General features: G+C 63.8%; 16 protein-coding genes. 2 read left to right on the forward strand and 14 right to left on the reverse strand.

The genetic code is table 11. The features are described 5' to 3' along the window. Positions 1-7: 7 nt before the first annotated feature. The 11 genes from ABKS89_RS20355 to ABKS89_RS20405 all read right to left on the reverse strand — a co-directional run bounded on the left by ABKS89_RS20355 (position 8) and on the right by ABKS89_RS20405 (position 8,891). The gene (locus ABKS89_RS20355) at positions 8-994 is read right to left on the reverse strand and encodes a DNA polymerase III subunit delta' (RefSeq protein WP_348586818.1); all 987 of its coding nucleotides are present in this window, start codon (positions 992-994) and stop codon (positions 8-10) included. Further along, positions 987-1,619, reverse strand: coding sequence for a dTMP kinase (gene tmk / locus ABKS89_RS20360; RefSeq protein WP_348586820.1), 633 nt, complete (start codon positions 1,617-1,619; stop codon positions 987-989). The genes ABKS89_RS20355 and tmk overlap by 8 nt, the downstream gene beginning before the upstream one ends. Before the next feature lie 25 nt (positions 1,620-1,644). Next, the gene (gene mltG, locus ABKS89_RS20365; protein WP_348587606.1) at positions 1,645-2,739 is read right to left on the reverse strand and encodes an endolytic transglycosylase MltG; all 1,095 of its coding nucleotides are present in this window, start codon (positions 2,737-2,739) and stop codon (positions 1,645-1,647) included. Positions 2,740-2,745: 6 nt separating this feature from the next. Beyond that, positions 2,746-3,561, reverse strand: coding sequence for an aminodeoxychorismate lyase (gene pabC / locus ABKS89_RS20370; protein ID WP_348586822.1), 816 nt, complete (start codon positions 3,559-3,561; stop codon positions 2,746-2,748). Then, positions 3,561-4,805, reverse strand: a complete 1,245-nt coding sequence (fabF, locus tag ABKS89_RS20375) for a beta-ketoacyl-ACP synthase II (RefSeq protein WP_081519477.1) — start codon at positions 4,803-4,805, stop codon at positions 3,561-3,563. The genes pabC and fabF overlap by 1 nt, the downstream gene beginning before the upstream one ends. Before the next feature lie 118 nt (positions 4,806-4,923). Further along, positions 4,924-5,160: an acyl carrier protein gene (acpP, locus tag ABKS89_RS20380; RefSeq protein ID WP_015477931.1), complete on the reverse strand. Its 237-nt coding sequence runs from the start codon at positions 5,158-5,160 to the stop codon at positions 4,924-4,926. 192 nt (positions 5,161-5,352) lie between these two features. After that, positions 5,353-6,096: a 3-oxoacyl-ACP reductase FabG gene (gene fabG, locus ABKS89_RS20385; RefSeq protein ID WP_037014455.1), complete on the reverse strand. Its 744-nt coding sequence runs from the start codon at positions 6,094-6,096 to the stop codon at positions 5,353-5,355. 14 nt (positions 6,097-6,110) lie between these two features. Further along, positions 6,111-7,049 (reverse strand): ACP S-malonyltransferase, encoded by a 939-nt coding sequence (gene fabD, locus ABKS89_RS20390; protein WP_348586824.1) that lies wholly within the window; start codon positions 7,047-7,049, stop codon positions 6,111-6,113. A 104-nt stretch (positions 7,050-7,153) separates the two neighbouring features. Then, positions 7,154-8,161, reverse strand: coding sequence for a phosphate acyltransferase PlsX (gene plsX, locus ABKS89_RS20395; RefSeq protein WP_348586826.1), 1,008 nt, complete (start codon positions 8,159-8,161; stop codon positions 7,154-7,156). A 3-nt stretch (positions 8,162-8,164) separates the two neighbouring features. Beyond that, on the reverse strand, positions 8,165-8,347 hold the full coding sequence (gene rpmF / locus ABKS89_RS20400) for a 50S ribosomal protein L32 (protein WP_009621425.1): 183 nt from the start codon (positions 8,345-8,347) through the stop codon (positions 8,165-8,167). A gap of 13 nt (positions 8,348-8,360) precedes the next feature. After that, on the reverse strand, positions 8,361-8,891 hold the full coding sequence (locus ABKS89_RS20405; protein ID WP_348586828.1) for a YceD family protein: 531 nt from the start codon (positions 8,889-8,891) through the stop codon (positions 8,361-8,363). A gap of 112 nt (positions 8,892-9,003) precedes the next feature. Between ABKS89_RS20405 and ABKS89_RS20410 the strand changes: the two genes are divergently transcribed. Continuing rightward, a complete protein-coding gene (locus ABKS89_RS20410) occupies positions 9,004-9,582 on the forward strand; it encodes a Maf family protein (protein WP_348586830.1) in 579 nt (192 codons plus the stop codon). 72 nt (positions 9,583-9,654) lie between these two features. On the opposite strand, the gene sppA is transcribed toward ABKS89_RS20410, so the two are convergent. From sppA to rluC, 3 genes are read right to left on the reverse strand one after another with little or no spacing between them, the layout of a single operon-like run. Beyond that, a complete protein-coding gene (gene sppA / locus ABKS89_RS20415; protein ID WP_348586832.1) occupies positions 9,655-10,650 on the reverse strand; it encodes a signal peptide peptidase SppA in 996 nt (331 codons plus the stop codon). Then, positions 10,650-11,336, reverse strand: a complete 687-nt coding sequence (locus ABKS89_RS20420; protein ID WP_348586833.1) for an HAD-IIIA family hydrolase — start codon at positions 11,334-11,336, stop codon at positions 10,650-10,652. Before ABKS89_RS20420 ends, sppA begins: the two co-directional genes overlap by 1 nt. After that, positions 11,329-12,285 carry a 23S rRNA pseudouridine(955/2504/2580) synthase RluC gene (rluC, locus tag ABKS89_RS20425; protein WP_348586834.1) on the reverse strand — a complete coding sequence of 319 codons (957 nt, stop codon included), beginning with the start codon at positions 12,283-12,285 and terminating at the stop codon, positions 11,329-11,331. The genes ABKS89_RS20420 and rluC overlap by 8 nt, the downstream gene beginning before the upstream one ends. A 590-nt stretch (positions 12,286-12,875) precedes the next feature. On the opposite strand from rluC, the gene rne reads away from it, so the two are divergent. Next, complete coding sequence (rne, locus tag ABKS89_RS20430; protein WP_348586835.1) at positions 12,876-16,052, forward strand: ribonuclease E; 3,177 nt, start codon at positions 12,876-12,878, stop codon at positions 16,050-16,052. Positions 16,053-16,093: the final 41 nt, after the last annotated feature.

Consider the following 16,093-nt stretch of genomic DNA (forward strand, 5'->3'; position numbering starts at 1 on the left):
CCGGATTCTAGCCCGGCCCGGGCAGACTTGCCCACTGTACGAGCAAGGCTTCGAGAAGCAAGGCACGGTTGAGGTTGGCTTTATTGAGGACTTTCTGCCGTTGCAACAGCAGCCAGTCCTGCATCGCCAGCACCTTGGGCTGTGTCGACTTCTCGGCGAGATACTGCACGACCTTGCGCATGTCCGCGAGCCCGAGGCCCTCTTCATCGCGGGCCAGCTGGTAGCGCAGCATCAGCAGCGCCCAATCGCAGAACCAGTCGAACAGCAGCGGCAAGGGTACGCCATTCAGGCTTTCCGCCAGCTGACTTGGGGCAACCTGCTGCTTGAGCAGCTTCTTCACGCCCTCCACCACTTGCGCGCGCTGCTCGCGCACACCCTGGCCCTGCAGGCGTTGAGCGGTCAGCGGCGAGCCGCCGGCCAGCACCAGCAACTCGTCCAGCGCCTCCGGCGATTCATCCGGTAACGCACCGGCCAACCAGTCACGCGCCTGTGCGGCGGTCGGCTGCGGGCAGGCCTGCTGCACGCAGCGGCTCTTGATGGTTGGCAGCAATCGGCTGGGTTGGTGACTGATCAGCAGCAGCACGGTATTGCCCGAAGGCTCTTCCAGGCTCTTGAGCAGCGCGTTGGCGGCGTTGAGGTTCATCGCCTCGGCCGGCTCCAGCAGCACCACCTTGCGACCGCCGAGCTGCGCGGTCTGCACCACGAAATTCACCAGCTCGCGAACCTGGTCGACGCGGATCGGCTTCTCCGCCTCCTCCGGCTCCAGCAGGAAATAATCCGGGTGGGTGCCCGCCGCCAGCAACTGGCAGGCCTTGCATTGACCACAGGCCTTGCCGCCTTCAGAGCGCTGGCAGAGCAGGAAGTGCACGAAGTTTTCCGCCAGCACACGCTTGCCGATGCCGGCCGGGCCATGCAGCAGATAGGCATGGGCGTGCTGCGGGCGGCTGCCAAGCTGCTGCCAGAGACCCTGCTGCCAGGGGTAGATGTCAGCCATTGAGGCGCTCCAGCAGGGCCGGCAGCAGCTTGTCCAGGTCGCGCTGCACCTCGGCCAGCGACTGCGCGGCATCGAGGATGTGATAGCGCCCCGGCTCGGCGTGGGCGCGATCCAGATAGGTGTTGCGCACGGCCTCGAAGAAGGCGCGGCCTTCCTGCTCGAAGCGATCCAGGCGGCCACGGGCAGCGGCGCGGGACAGGCCGATTTCCACCGGCAGGTCGAAGACCAGGGTCAGGTCCGGACGCAGGCCGCCCTGGACAAAGCCTTCCAGCTGCGCGATGCGCTCGACCGGCAGGCCGCGACCGCCGCCCTGATAGGCGTAGGTGGCGTCCGTGAAGCGATCGCAGAGGACCACGGCGCCCCGCTCGAGTGCCGGGCGGATCACCTGGGCGATGTGCTGCGCGCGGGCAGCGAAAACCAGCAACAGCTCGGTATCCACCGCCATCTTTTCATCGCTGGGGTCCAGCAGCAGCTCGCGGATGCGCTCGGCCAGCGGCGTGCCGCCGGGCTCGCGGGTCAGCTGGACCTCGATGCCGCGCTCGCGCAGGCGCTCGGCCAGGTACTCGCGGTTGGTGCTCTTGCCCGCGCCTTCGGGGCCTTCCAGGGTGATGAACAGGCCGGTCACTCGGCTCACTCCTTGTATTGTCGGGCTACTGCGCTGCAGGAGAATCTGCAGCGGGAGCGTCTGCATCCGGCGTCTGCGCCGGCAGCGGGACGGGCGCCGGACTGGAACGGTAGTCGGCGCGACGCTTGATCTGGAACTCCTGGACGGCCTTGTTGTGGTCGTCGAGGTTGTCGGAAAAGGTATGGCTGCCGTCGCCGCGGGCGACGAAGTACAGGCTCTGCCCCGCCACCGGATTGAGCGCGGCATGGATGGCCTCGCGGCCGGGCAGCGCGATGGGCGTTGGCGGCAGGCCGGCGACCACGTAGGTGTTGTAAGGCGTCGGCGTGCGCAGGTCGGCGCGGGTGATCTTGCCGGCGTAGCGCTCGCCCATGCCGTAGATGACGGTCGGGTCAGTCTGCAGCAGCATGTTCTTCTGCAGGCGCCGCACGAAGACGCCGGCGATCTGGCCGCGCTCCTGGGGCACGCCGGTTTCCTTCTCCACCAGCGATGCCATGATCAGCGCCTGGTAGGAGTCCTTGTAAGGCAGCTCCTGCGCGCGCTTGCCCCACTCTTCGGCGAGAATGCTGTCCATGCGCTGATAGGCATGCCTGAGGATGTCGACGTCCTTGGTGCCGCGGACGAAGCGGTAGGTATCGGGGAAGAAGCGGCCTTCCGGGAACACGCCGGGCTTGCCCAGCTTCGCCATGACCTCGGCATCGCTGAGGCCATTCAGGGTCTGTTCCAGCTTGGGCTGGCGGGCGAGCAGCTCGCGCACCTGGTGGAAGTTCCAGCCCTCGACCAGGGTCAGGCCGTACTGCACCACATCGCCCTCGCGCCACAGATCGAGCAGCTGGGCGGCGGTCATGCCGGGCGTCAGGCGGTATTCGCCGCTGTGCAGCGCCTCACCGGCCAGGTTGAAGCGCCAGTAAAGGCGCAGCCAGAAACCGCCGTGCAGGACGTCTTCGTCCTCCAGGCGGGTCAGCAGGCGGCCAGGGGTGGCGCCGCTGGGAGCGTCGAGCAGACGCTCTTCGGTGAGCTGGAGCGGCTGCTGCAGCGCACGGTGCTGCTCCCAGGCCGCCAGGCCCAGTACGAGCCCGGCCAGCAGCAGGCCGCCTTCCAGCAGCACCAGCAATTTGCGCATCACGTATCAGGAATCCAGAAGTTCGCGGAGTTGGCCCTGCAGTTTACGGGTCAGCGGCCCGACCGGCCAAGCGTGCTCGGCAATGCCGCGCACCGGCCAGATACCGTAGAGGCTGTTGCAGAGAAAGACCTCATCGGCCTGCGCCAGTTCGCCGTGCTCGATATCGCGGACGATGACCGGCAAGCCCATATCGCGCGTGCGCTCGAGGATTTCGGCGCGCATCACGCCCGCCACGCCGCAGCGGCTGAGCTCGGCCGTGATCAGCTCACCCTGCTTTACCAGGAACAGGTTGCTGAACACGCCCTCGACGATCCGCCCGGAAACATCGCGCATCAATCCTTCGGCGAAGGCCGGGTCGCTCCATTCGGCGCGAGCCAGGACCTGCTCCAGGCGATTGAGGTGCTTGAGGCCGGCGAGCAGCGGCTGCTCAGCCAGGCGGGTGGTGCAGGGGAAGAGCGTGACGCCCTCCTCGCGGTTCTTCGCCGGGTAGGCCGGTGCAGGCGACGCCAGCAGCAGGCGACGCACCTGGGCATCGGCCTGCGGGGCATAGCCGCGCGCGCCGTCACCACGGGTCAGCATCAGCTTGGCGACGCCATCGCCGAGCAAGGCGGAGAAACGCAGGAGTTCGTCTTCGACGAGATCGAGCGGGACTGGCAGGGACAGGCGCCGAACGCCCTCCTCCAGCCTCGCCCGATGGCGTGCCAGCAGGCGCGGACGGCCTGCGGTCACGCGGATGGTCTCGAACAGCCCGTCACCGTAGGCCAGCCCGCGATCGCGCGCGGACAGGGCCTCGGCGCTCTGGCCGTCGATCCAGCTCAGCATCAGCCGTGGAACCGGCGGAATACCAGGGAGCCGTTGGTGCCACCGAAGCCGAAGGAGTTGGACAGGGCGACGTCGATCGGACGCTCCTTGGCCTGATGGGCGACCAGGTCGAGGTCGCAGCCTTCGCTGGGGTTGTCCAGGTTGATGGTCGGCGGAGCCACCTGATCACGCAGCGCGAGCACGCAGAAGATCGCCTCGACCGCGCCGGCAGCACCCAGCAGGTGGCCGGTCATGGACTTGGTGGAGCTCATCGACAGCTGGTAGGCGTGATCGCCGAAGATCGATTTCACCGCGGCGATTTCCGCGATATCGCCGGCCGGCGTCGAGGTGCCATGGGCGTTGATGTAGTCGACCTGCTCAGGATTCAGCCCGGCATCACGCAGCGCGGCTTTCATGCAGCGGGCAGCGCCGGCGCCATCTTCCGGCGGAGCGGTCATGTGGAAGGCGTCACCGCTCATACCGAAACCAACGACCTCGGCATAGATACGTGCGCCGCGGGCCTTGGCGTGCTCCAGCTCTTCCAGCACCAGCGCGCCTGCGCCGTCGGAGAGCACGAAGCCATCGCGATCCTGGTCCCACGGACGGCTGGCCCTGGTGGGCTCGTCGTTACGGGTGGACAGCGCGCGAGCGGCGCCGAAGCCGCCCAGGCCAAGACCACAGGCCGCCATCTCGGACCCGCCGGCCACCATCACGTCAGCGTCGCCATAGGCGATGTTGCGCGCGGCCATGCCGATATTGTGGGTGCCGGTGGTGCAGGCGGTGGTAATGGCGTAGTTGGGGCCCTGCAGACCGAGGTTGATCGACAGGAACCCGGAAACCATGTTGATGACCGAGCCGGGCACGAAGAACGGCGAGATGCGCCGCGGGCCCTGCTCGAACAGCGAACGACAGGTGTTTTCGATGTTGGTCAGACCGCCGATGCCCGAACCGATGGCAACGCCAATGCGCTCCCGGTTGGCGTCGGTGACTTCCAGGCCGGAATCACGCACTGCCTGGTAGCTGGCGGCGAGGCCGTACTGGATGAACAGGTCGAGTTTGCGAGCTTCCTTGGCGGACATGTATTGCTCGACGTCGAACCCTTTCACCGAGCCGCCGAAACGGGTGGCAAAGGCGGACAGATCCATGTGTTCGATCGGGGCGATACCGCTGCGCCCGGCGAGAATGCCTTCCCAACTGCTCGGCACATCCACACCCAGGGGCGACAACATACCCATGCCAGTGATGACTACGCGTCTACGCGACACTGTGACTTCCTCTCATGTGTTTCACGGCAATAACGCCGGCTGACGCCGGCGTTAAAGAAAAGCCGCACGCCTTTGCAGGCCGTGCGGCTTCTTTCGTCGGGGAACCGACGACTACGTCTTATGCCTGATGGGCAACGATGTAGTCGATGGCTTCCTGAACGGTGGTGATCTTTTCGGCTTGCTCGTCGGGGATTTCGGTCTCGAATTCCTCTTCCAGAGCCATCACCAGCTCAACGGTGTCAAGGGAGTCGGCGCCCAGGTCTTCGACGAAGGAAGCGCTGTTGGTGACTTCTTCTTCCTTAACGCCGAGTTGCTCAGCAACGATCTTCTTGACGCGTTCTTCGATGGTGCTCATACCTTGTTTTCACTCCTATGGACAATCCGTACAGCTGGGCTGCGGGTAAGTGTATAGAAAGGGTTTTCTGCATTTCAAGCTGAACGCTGACGCCCCTTCGCGGCAACCCAGATGCTCTGTCTATTCCAGCGTTACGACGCTTGGATGATTTTAGACAGCGCATATGACATCGCCACGAAGGAACTCGTCACATCAGCTCATGTACATTCCGCCATTCACCGGTACCGTGGCACCCGTAACATAAGCTGCGCCCTCGGAAGCGAGGAATGCTACCACTTTGGCGATCTCTTCGGCTTGTCCCAGTCGACCCAGCGGAATCTGGCCGAGCAGCGCTTCACGCTGGGCCTCCGGCAGTTCGCGAGTCATGTCGGTGTCGATGAAGCCCGGAGCAACCGCGTTGACAGTGATAGCACGGGAACCGACTTCGCGCGCCAGGGCGCGGGTGAAGCCTTCCAGGCCGGCCTTGGCAGCGGCGTAGTTGGTCTGCCCGGCGTTGCCCATGGCACCGACGACGGAGCCAATATTGATGATGCGACCCCAGCGAGCCTTGGTCATGCCGCGCAGGACGGCTTTCGACAGACGGTAGAGGCTGTTGAGGTTGGTGTTGACCACATCGAACCACTCATCGTCTTTCATGCGCATCAGCAGGTTATCGCGGGTGATGCCTGCGTTATTGACGACGATTGCCGGTGCGCCGGATTCTTTCTGGATGGCTTCGACAACGGCGGTCACGGACTCGTCGTTGGATACGTCCAGGACCATGCCCGAACCCTGAATGCCGTTTTCCTTGAGGTACTCGGAAATTTTCTGCGCGCCGGACTCGCTGGTGGCGGTGCCAACCACAGTGGCGCCCATGCGACCCAGTTCCAGTGCGATGGCCTGGCCAATACCACGGCTCGCGCCGGTAACCAGGGCAACCTTACCTTGCAGACTCATGCCTTATCTCCTGTTCAAGCCAGAGCCGCGCGGGCTGCGCCGAAGGCGTCCGCGGAATCCAGGTTGTGGGTGGTCACGCCCTTGGCGCAACGCTTGTTCAAACCAGCCAGCACCTTGCCCGGGCCGCACTCGACCAGGTCGGTGACGCCTTTTTCGGCCAGCAGCTGCACGCTCTCGACCCAACGGACCGGGCTGTACAGCTGCGCCAGCAGATCGCGCTTGAGCGCGACCAGATCAGCCGGAACCTGGGCGGTAACGTTCTGCACCAGAGCGATCTGCGGCATCTGCCACTGAACGGCTTCGACAGCCTCGGCGAAACGCTCGGCAGCCGGGCGCATCAGTTCGCAGTGCGACGGCACGCTGACCGGCAGCGCAACAGCGCGCTTGGCGCCACGAGCCTTGCACGCCTCGATGACCCGCTCGACGGCCTTGGCCGCGCCAGCGATCACCACCTGGCCGGGTGCGTTGAAGTTCACGGCGCTGACCACTTCGCCCTGCGCCGCTTCGGCGCAGGCGGCGAGCACGTCAGCGTCTTCGAGACCGAGAATGGCAGCCATGCCGCCAGTGCCGGCAGGAACAGCCTCCTGCATCAGTTGGCCACGGCGCTCGACCAGCTTCACCGCATCGGCGAAAGCCAGGCTGCCAGCGGCGACCAGCGCGGAGTACTCACCCAGGCTGTGGCCGGCGACATAAGCCGGCTGCACGCCACCTTCGGACTGCCACAGGCGCCACAGGGCGATGGAGACAGTGAGGATGGCGGGCTGGGTCTTGTCGGTCTGGTTCAGGCGCTCTTCCGGACCTTCCTGCACGAGGGCCCAGAGGTCATAACCCAGGGCGGCGGAGGCTTCGGCGAAGGTATCGCGCACGGTGGCGTGCTGAGCACCCAGCTCGGCAAGCATGCCGAGCGACTGCGAACCTTGACCGGGGAATACGAAGGCGAGGGATGCGGACATTGCAACAGGTCCCTTTTGTCTGTGTCGTCAAATGGATAACGCCGGCGAGAGCCTGGCGCATTGAACTGACAGTTGGATGACGGTCTGACGACCGCGGTCACACATTAGAGCAGATGTTCCAGACGGCCATGCAGCCGCTGGGGCAGATTCTCGCGAACTTCCAGCAGCGCGCGACGCAAAGCGCTCTGGATGCCCTCCTCTTTCGCACTGCCGTGACTCTTCACCACGATGCCCTGCAAACCGAGGAAACTCGCGCCATTGTGCTGCGACGGCGTGAGGTCGCCACGTAGCCGGCGCAGGAAAGGCATCGCCATCAGGCCAACCGCCTTGGCTGGCAAGCTGGAGCTGAACAACTCTTCCAGACGCGCCGCAACCATCGCCGCCAAGCCCTCGCTGGACTTGAGCAGGATGTTGCCGACGAATCCGTCGCACACCACCACATCCGCCAACCCGCGATACAGGCCGTCGCCTTCGATGTAGCCGATGTAGTTCAAACCCTGCGCCTGCTGCAGGAGACTGGCCGCCAGCTTCACCTGCTGGTTGCCCTTGATCTCTTCAGTGCCGACATTCAGCAGCGCGACTCGCGGATTGCTCTTGCCCAGCGCTTCCGCCGCCACGGCACCCATGACGGCAAACTGATAGAGGTGCTCGGCACTGCAATCGACATTGGCGCCCAGGTCGAGCAGATGGCAGTGGCCGTTCTGCGTCGGCACGGCCGTCACCATCGCCGGACGATCGATGCCAGGCAAGGTTTTCAACAAGTAACGGGACAACGCCATCAGCGCACCGGTATTACCGGCACTGACGCAGGCATGGGCCTTGCCATCACGAACCAGTTCGAGGGCAACACGCATGGAGGAATCGGGCTTGCCACGCAACGCCTGGGACGGACGCTCGTCCATCGTGACGATTTCGCTGGCGTGGTGGATATGAAGACGCTGGCGCTCGACCGGAGAAAGGCCGCGCAGGTGTTCTTCTATCAGAGGAGCTTGGCCGACGAGGACCAACTGGAGGGAAGCATATTCGGTCAGAAAGGAAATGCAGGCCGGAACAATGCAGTGGGGACCGTAGTCCCCACCCATTGCATCAATCGCGATGATTGGTGCGGACAAAGATTACTCGTCAGAGCCTTTGTCTACGACCTTGCGGCCGCGATAGAAACCGTCCGGGGAGACGTGGTGGCGCAGGTGAACTTCACCGGTGCTCTTTTCCACGGACAGAGCGTTCGCGTCCAGGGCATCGTGCGAACGACGCATGTCACGAGCGGAACGGGATTTTTTGTTCTGCTGAACAGCCATGATTGATTAACTCCTAAACGTTTGGGTCACGCTTCAACTGCGCCAGTACGCTGAACGGATTGGGCCGTTCTTCGACGTTCTCGCTCGGTTCGGGCGCTGTAGCGTATCCCACCGGCTGCTGGCAATCCTCAGGGTCATGGACCGGCACGATGGGCAAGGCGAGCAGCAACTCGTCCTCAGCCAGCGAGGTCAGGTCGATGGGGTCATCCCCCACTTCCAACGCATCGTAGCCACTGGGCAGATCATCGATCGACTTGCCTTCCGGGATGATGACGTAATCGTACGCACCACCCACATGGAATTTGGCCGGCTCGAGACAGCGCTGGCATACCATGCTCACCTCGCCATTGAGCTCGACGTGCATGACCGCCAGTTTCTGCTGATCACGGAAGAAGGAAAACTTCGCGTGAACATCGCCATCACTGCTGGTCAGTTGCTCGCTGAGACGTGCCATCTTGGCGATCGGCAGCACACCCTCAAGGGTGGCGGCGCGCTCTACCAATTTGCGCGGATCAACGTGAGGTGGTATCGGTCCATTCAACATAAGCGCGCCATTATAGGGATGCACCCGAAGCTGTCAAAGGAAATTAGCCATAAACCGCTGTATGGACAGCCCTTTTCGCTAGAATCGCGGTGACGCTCCGAAGGAATTCTCCATGCCACCCCTGATCCTTGCTTCCAGCTCGCCCTACCGCCGTGAACTGTTGCAGCGCCTGCGCCTGCCGTTCGAATGCGCCAGCCCCGACATCGACGAAACCCCGCTGCCCGGCGAGAGCGCCGACCAACTGGTGCGCCGACTGGCGGAAAGCAAAGCTCGCGCACTGACCCAGCGCTACCCCGCCCACCTGATCATCGGCTCGGACCAGGCCGCAGTTAACGGCAACCGGATTCTCGGCAAGCCTCACGGTATCGAGCGCGCGACTGAACAGTTAAAAGACGCCAGCGGCAAGAGCGTCAGCTTCCTCACCGGACTCTGCCTGCTCAACAGCCAGAGCGGTGAAGCCCAAATCGATTGCGTGCCTTTTACCGTGCACTTCCGCAACCTCGACGAAGCACGCATTCGCCGCTACCTGGAGACCGAACAACCCTTCGACTGCGCCGGCAGCTTCAAGGCCGAAGGCCTGGGCGTCAGCCTGTTCCGATCCACCGAGGGAGAAGACGCCACCAGCCTGGTCGGCCTGCCGCTGATTCGCCTGGTGGATATGCTGCTTGCCGAGCAAGTACAAATCCCCTGACCTGGAAAGCTCGAAAAGAAAAGGCCCGGCAATCGCCGGGCCTTTTTTCCTTCCTTATATAAGGAAGCGCACTCAGCGCAGGACCGGCCCCTGCCAGCCCATCCACATCGCCATGCGCTCGGCGACGCTCGCGCCCAGCTTCTTGGTGAAGCGGTCGAAGGCGGTTTCCTGGACGGTGTAGTCCACGATTTCCTTTTCCTTGATGATCTCGCGCGCGACGTAGCTGGAGCTGCCCAGACCATCGATCAGACCCAGTTGCAGTGCCTGCTCGCCGGACCAGATCAGGCCGGAGAACAGCTCGGGATGATCCTTGTCCTTCAGGCGATCGCCGCGACCCTTCTTCACCACATCGATGAACTGCTTGTGGGTGGTATCCAGCACCTGCTGCCAGAAGGCCGTTTCATCCGCCTTCTGCGGCTGGAACGGATCGAGGAACGCCTTGTGTTCACCGGAGGTATAGATGCGACGATCCACTCCCAGCTTCTCCATGGTGCCGACGAAACCGAAAGTCGCCGCCGTCACACCGATGGAACCAACCAGGCTGGCCTTGTCGGCGTAGATCTCGTCGGCAGCGCTGGCGATGTAATAGGCGCCAGAAGCCCCCAGATCACTGATGACCGCATAGACCTTGATATCCGGATGCTCACCGCGCAGGCGCTTGATTTCATCGTAGATATAGCCGGACTGCACCGGACTGCCGCCCGGACTGTTGATACGCAGGACGATACCCTTGGTGCCGGCATCCTCGAACGCGGAACGCAGCGCACCAACGATGTTGTCGGCACTGGCTGGCTCGTTGTCGGCGATCATGCCTTTCACCTCGATCAGCGCTGTATGGCTGGCACTGCGCGACGCGGACTTGGACAAGCCACTGAAGGGACTGAACAGCGCCAATGCACCGAACAGATAAACGAAAGTCAGCAACTTGAAGAAGATGCCCCAGCGACGCGACCGGCGCTGCTCCTGGACACCAGCCAGCACGGCCTTCTCCAGCAACTTCCAGCTCTTGTCGTCACCCGCCGTGGTTTGCGCAGCCTTGCTATCGTCCGCCTTCCATTCATCCGACATCAGTTGCCTACCTCGAGCACCGGTTTGACCGAACGCCCGGCGAGCCAGGCGCGCAATTCATTGAAATGATTCACTTCCAGCGCCGGAGCATACTCCCGAAGGATCTCCAGCGACTGCGCACCATAGCCCACCGCCACCGAATCCATGCCGGCACGGCGCGCCATCTCCAGATCGAAGGGCGAATCCCCCACCATCAACGCATCGCGGGCATCGACCCGGCAATGCTCGAGAATCTCGTGCAGCATGCGCGGGTCCGGCTTGCTCGCCGACTCATCGGCGGCGCGGGTGATATCGAAGAAATCCGTCCAGCCCTGCCCCGCCAGCACGCGATCCAACCCACGGCGATTCTTGCCGGTAGCGACCGCCAATTGATAGCCCGCCCCGCGAAACTCCGCCATGGCTTCAGCCACGCCTGGGAACAGCGGCGAAGGCTGCACCTCCAGACTCAGGTAGTGATTACCGTAATCAAGCCGGAAGCGATCCAGCGGCTCGCCATCCTCCACCTCCGGGTACAGCGTCTGGATAGCTTCCGGCAGCCCCAGGCCGATGATGCCCTTGATAGCCTCATCGCTGCGTTCGGGAAGACCGGAGCCCACTGCTGCCACTCGCATCGCCTCGACGATACGACCGATGGAATCCACCAGCGTGCCATCCCAATCGAAGATCAGCAGGGAATACTCACGCATCCAGGCGCTCCAAAGTGCGCAGCCAGACTTCGTCCACCGGCGCTTCGAGCTCCAGCACACCGCCATCAGGCAACGGTACGCGCAGGTAGGCCGAGTGCAGGAACAAACGCTTGCCGCCCAGCTCGCGGATTTCGCGGGAGAAATCTTCGTCGCCGTACTTGGGGTCGCCGGCAATGGAATGGCCGGCGTGCTTGGCATGCACACGAATCTGGTGGGTACGACCAGTGATCGGACGCGCCTCGACCAGGGTGGCGAAGTCACCGAAGCGGCGCAGCACCTTGAACTCGGTCAGCGCTTCCTTGCCTTCGGGGTTAACTTCGACCACGCGCTCGCCGGAGCGCAGGTTGTTCTTCAGCAGCGGCACGGCAATCTGCTTCTTCGCCGCCGGCCAGTTGCCGCGCACCAGGGCATGGTAGCGCTTGTCCACGATGCGCTCGCCACGCAGGGCGTCGTGCAGATGGCGCAGCATGCTGCGCTTCTTGGCGATCATCAGCAGGCCGGAAGTATCGCGGTCCAGGCGATGCACCAGCTCCAGGTCCTTGCACTCCGGACGCAGCTGGCGGAAGGCCTCGATGACCCCATAGTTCAGACCGCTGCCGCCATGCACGGCGATGCCGGTGGGCTTGTTCACCACGATCAGCGTCTTGTCTTCGTAGACGATGGCGGCTTCCAGACGCTCCAACAAGCCCTGGGCCAGCGGCACCGGCTCGTCGCGCTCGGCCAGACGCAGCGGCGGCACGCGTATCACGTCGCCAGCCTGCAGCTTGTACTCGGGCTTGATGCGGCCTTTGTTGACCCGCACCTCACCCTTGCGAAGGATGCGGTAGATCAGGGTCTTGGGCACGCCCTTGAGCTGGGTGCGGAGGAAATTGTCGATTCGTTGGCCGGCATACTCCGGCGCGACTTCAAGCAGCTGAACGCCGGAAGTCGGAGGGGCGGGATTCGTCATCCGGATATAATAACAATTTTTCATTCAATTGAAGCACTTAATCATTGCTGCTATATTCGGGAGGCCGCCAAAAGTGGCCAGGCCTGCGGATGATCGCGTAATCGCCATCCCCAACCGCCTGCAAACACATTGAACGGACACGAGGCAGTCCCCGGAAGCGTTGCAACGGCCCGAGCGATTCTCGCGCCGACAGCGCCTCGAAACCCAGGCCTTGAGACATGACCACGGCCACCAAGGTAGCCGTGATAAAAGCCAACCCCGCTCCCGGATTCAGCGAGTGGCACCCGGCTCTTAGGGAAATGTGCAGGGCGGAGATGCACAACTGTCGGATTGCGTTGCGTTCATGCCTTGAACGCATGCCTTGAACGTAGACGCACTTATCGTCCGCATCTGACAGCTAATTCCTCCTCCTGATGAGTGCTTGTTCTTACTCGACAAGCAGGAAACGTAGTCGCGGCACAGCAGATTTATCCTGCTGCCGCTGGACACTGGAATGGTCCGCCGTTCCTGAGTACGTGCCTTAGCACCGACCGTGAGAGTCGTGTGTGCCGATCGCCGTTTCCGGTGGCCCCGGAAACCATTGGTACTACATGAAAAGAATGCTGATCAACGCAACTCAACCCGAAGAGTTGCGTGTAGCGCTGGTAGACGGCCAACGCCTGTTCGACCTGGACATCGAGTCCGGCGCGCGCGAACAGAAGAAGGCCAACATCTACAAAGGCCGTATCACCCGCATCGAGCCGAGCCTCGAGGCCGCATTCGTCGACTTCGGCGCCGAACGCCACGGCTTCCTCCCCCTCAAGGAAATCTCCCGCGAGTACTTCAAGAAGAATCCTGAAGGCCGCATCAACATCAAGGACGTCCTGAGCGAAGGCCAGGAAGTCATCGTCCAGGTCGAGAAAGAAGAACGTGGCAACAAGGGCGCCGCCCTGACCACCTTCATCAGCCTCGCCGGCCGTTACCTGGTGCTCATGCCCAACAACCCGCGCGCCGGTGGCATCTCCCGCCGCATCGAGGGTGAAGAGCGCAACGAACTGCGTGAAGCCCTGAACGGCCTGACCGTTCCCGGCGACATGGGCCTGATCGTCCGCACCGCGGGCCTGGGCCGCAGCTCCGAAGAGCTGCAATGGGACCTGGACTACCTGCTGCAACTGTGGGGCGCCATCAAGGAAGCCTCCGGCGAGCGCAGCGGTCCGTTCCTGATCTACCAGGAAAGCAACGTCATCATCCGCGCCATCCGCGACTACCTGCGCCAGGACATCGGCGAAGTGCTGATCGACAGCCTCGACGCCCAGGAAGAAGCCCTCAACTTCATCCAGCAGGTCATGCCGCAGTACGCCAGCAAGGTGAAGCTGTACCAGGACAGCGTTCCGCTGTTCAACCGCTTCCAGATCGAGAGCCAGATCGAAACCGCCTTCCAGCGCGAAGTGAAGCTGCCGTCGGGCGGCTCCATCGTCATCGACCCGACCGAAGCCCTGGTGTCCATCGACATCAACTCGGCGCGCGCCACCAAAGGCGGCGACATCGAAGAAACCGCCCTGCAGACCAACCTGGAAGCGGCCGAGGAAATCGCCCGCCAACTGCGTCTGCGTGATATCGGCGGCCTGATCGTCATCGACTTCATCGACATGACCCCGGCGAAGAACCAGCGCGCCGTGGAAGAACGCGTCCGCGAAGCCCTGGAAGCCGACCGTGCCCGCGTACAGGTTGGCCGCATCTCGCGCTTCGGCCTGCTGGAAATGTCCCGTCAGCGCCTGCGTCCGTCCCTGGGCGAGACCAGCGGCATCGTCTGCCCGCGCTGCAACGGCCAAGGCATCATCCGCGACGTCGAATCCCTGTCGCTGGCCATCCTGCGCCTGATCGAGGAAGAAGCCCTGAAGGACCGCACCGCTGAAGTTCGTGCGCGCGTGCCGTTCCAGGTTGCCGCCTTCCTGCTCAACGAGAAGCGCAACGCCATCACCAAGATCGAACTGCGCACCCGCGCGCGCATCTTCATCCTGCCGGACGACCACCTGGAAACTCCGCACTTCGAAGTTCAGCGCCTGCGTGACGACAACCCCGAACTCCTGTCCGGCCACGCCAGCTACGAGATGGCCCCGGAAGAGCACGAGGAAGTCCAGCCGGTCAGCGCCACCCGCACCCTGGTTCGCCAGGAAGCCGCCGTGAAGACCGTTTCCCCGCAGAGCCCTGCCCCGCAGCAGGCTGCCGCTGAAGCACCGATCGCCGTCGAAGCCACCAAGCCCATGCCCGAGCCGAGCCTGTTCCAGGGCCTGGTGAAGTCGCTGGTAGGCCTGTTTGCTGGCAGCAAGCCGGAGCCGACCCCGGTCGCCGCCGAGAAGCCCGCCACCGAGCGAAGCGAAAGCCAGGGCGAGCGCCGCAACGGCCGTCAGCAGAACCGTCGCCGCGACGGTCGCGATGGCGGTCGTCGTGATGACGAGCGTAAAGAACGTGGTCGCCGCGACGAGCGCGGTGAGCGCACTGAGCGCCCGGCTCGCGAAGAGCGTCAGCCGCGTGAAGAACGCGCCGAGCGTCAGCCCCGCGAAGAACGTCAGCCGCGCGAAGAGCGCGCCGAGCGTCAACCGCGCGAGGAACGCCAGCCGCGTGAAGAGCGCGCCGAACGTCAACCGCGTGAAGAGCGTCAGCCGCGTGAAGAGCGCGCCGAGCGCCAGCCGCGCGAGGAGCGTCAGCCCCGCGAAGAGCGTGGCGAGCGCACCGAGCGTCAACCGCGTGAAGAACGCCAGCCGCGCGAAGAGCGTCAGCCTCGTGGTGAGCGCGCCGAGCGTCAGCCCCGTGAAGAGCGCCAGCCGCGCGAAGACCGTCCGGCTCGCGATGCCGCCGCCCTGGAAGCCGAAGAGCTGCCGAACGAAGAGCTGCTGGATCAACAGGACGATGAAGGCTCGGACGACGAGCGTCCGCGTCGCCGCTCCCGTGGCCAGCGTCGCCGCAGCAACCGCCGCGAGCGCCAGCGTGAAGCGGGTGTGGATGGTGTCGAAGGTGCCGAAGGCGAAGTGAGCAATGCCGAACAGGCTGCTTCCGACACCCCGTCGCCTGCCGCCATGGTCGCTGCCGCCGCTACCGCTGTAGCCGTTGCTGAAGCCGCCGCCGAGCAGGAGCAGCCCGCTGCCCAGGCTCAGGTCGAGGCCCAGCCGCTGGAGTCCGGCGTGGTTGAAGCCGTACGCACCGAAAGCGCTCTCGAGCAGACCATCGAGTTCCTGGCCAAGCCCGCCGAGCAGGCTGCCGAGCCGGTAGAAGCCATCAGCGAGACCGTTGAAGTGGCTGCCGCCGAGCCGGTGGTTGCGGAAGAAGCGTCGGCTCCGGCTGCTGAAACCGTGATCGAAGCCGTCGCCCAGCTGGTCGAAGAGCCTCAGGTAGAAGCTGTAGTTGCCGAGGAAGCTCCGGCTGCCGCTGCGGCTGCTGCCGAAGAAACTCCGGCCGTTCCGGCCAACGCCACCGGCCGCGCCTCCAACGACCCGCGCGAGCGTCGTCGCCAGGAGCGCGCTGCCCGCGAAGCCGCTGCTGCCGCAGCCGCCGCTCCGCAGGTAGAGCAGGCTCCGGTCGTCGAAGCCGTGGTTGAAGAAGCCGCTGCCGTGGAAGCCGAAGTCGTGGTCGAGCCAGCTGCTGAAGTCACTGTCGAGGCCGTCGAGGCCGAAGTCGTGAACGAAGCCGTTGAAGCCACCGAGCAACCGGCTGCCGAACAGGCTGAAGGCGACAAAGCCGAGAAGACCGAGGAAGAACAAGGCACCGTGGTGGAAAAACACCACAGCTGATAGCTTCCTGATCTGAAAAAGGGGATGCATCTGCATCCCCT

The organism is Pseudomonas sp. LABIM340 (assembly GCF_040017195.2).
Taxonomy (GTDB): Bacteria; Pseudomonadota; Gammaproteobacteria; order Pseudomonadales; family Pseudomonadaceae; genus Pseudomonas.